Origin of the sequence: Weizmannia acidilactici (assembly GCF_008974225.1) — a bacterium.
GTDB lineage: Bacteria > Bacillota > Bacilli > Bacillales > Bacillaceae_C > Weizmannia > Weizmannia acidilactici.
The window spans coordinates 1-1,297 of record NZ_BKZR01000101.1 but is presented as its reverse complement, the minus strand read 5'-3'; the positions used below and the strand labels follow the sequence as shown (position 1 = coordinate 1,297).

Genomic DNA, 1,297 nt, shown 5'->3' with positions numbered 1-1,297 from the left:
TTGCTCTCCTGGATAAATGGCACTAATTTTTCAAATTAATGCCATTTATCCAGGCTGAAATGAAAACCCAAAAATTTTTCTTAAATGCCCCATTGACGATGAGGAGCTTCCAAACACAACTCCCCGTTTTACTCCTACTGACGGGCGCACAGGCTGTTTAAGCAGCTGCGACAGCCTTATTGCTTGTTTTAATCCCCTTTGTTTTCTGGCGCTCCTTGTACGGTGCTTTAAATAGGCTTCTCTCAATGTCCGGTTGAGAATCCCTTGCTTAATTTTAACCATGGCTTCTCCGCCTTCTTTGCTCCAATGCATTCCCCGTTTTTTCATTCTGAATGAGATATGCCTTTGGTTGGATTCCATGGCCCCCAAACCTCTGGCGTCGTCTGGCGCGCTCTCCACCTGATCTCTCCAGTCAAATATGCGGTCCCAGTTTTTCTGGACATAAGAACGGAACTCCTTGACTTTCTTGAGACTCTTCTTGTCACTTTGTGTGCTTTCATACGTATCTAAATACAACGTGAATTGGCTGAAATCATGTGCTTTTATTGCCTTTCTAATTTGTTCCTTTATTTCGCTTTTTCCGCCCCCGAATGTCCTGACAACGGCCTGTGCAACGTGGTATGCATCCAGCTGATTGAGCACCGGAAACGCTGACTGTGAGAACGCCGTTTGAAATCTTTCAGCTGTGTACCCCGGATCTCCGACACTGTTTGTAATGATACGGGCTTTTTCAAGGGAGTATGTGCTGGCAGCTGTGGCTTGGACCTCATCCCAGAATTTCTGAATCGGTTCTGTTGTCATAACCACCTTGGGCTGGCGCAGGGAAACCCTTTTGCCATTGGTTTCCCACCCCTCATAGAGAATGGCATGATGAACTTCCATACTCTGTTTCTTTTTCAATCCCCGGATGAATACGCCGTCAGCTTCTGCGAACAGGTATTCCACTTTCTTTCCCTCTGGCAGAAAAGCCGTTTCAAGCTCTTCTACAAGCGCCTGATTGGCTTCCGCCTGGGCTTTCCCACACGTTTTACCATATTCCCTACAGTAGTCCGGGTAAGACTCACTGCCGTCCATTCCTTTAAAATATCAGCTGTCTTCTGATAGGTACTTTCATTGGCCAGCTCCGCCACTTTTAATTCTACCAATTGCTATATCGCTGGTACGGCTCCAACCCTAACCATTCATCCAGAGGATAATGCGAATTTCCCCTCTGTCATGCATTAATGTGCGTTTAAAGTACACATTTCCAAACAGAAACTGAATGCTTCTGCCATCACGTCTGCAGTACTCCCAGCCT

Annotated in this window: 1 protein-coding gene; it reads right to left on the bottom strand. The window is 46.3% G+C overall.

The window, feature by feature from the left end:
• Positions 1-45: 45 nt before the first annotated feature.
• Positions 46-1,074, bottom strand: coding sequence for an ISLre2 family transposase (locus tag GBH70_RS16395; RefSeq protein WP_259373298.1), 1,029 nt, complete (start codon positions 1,072-1,074; stop codon positions 46-48).
• Between the last annotated feature and the right edge of the window lie 223 nt (positions 1,075-1,297).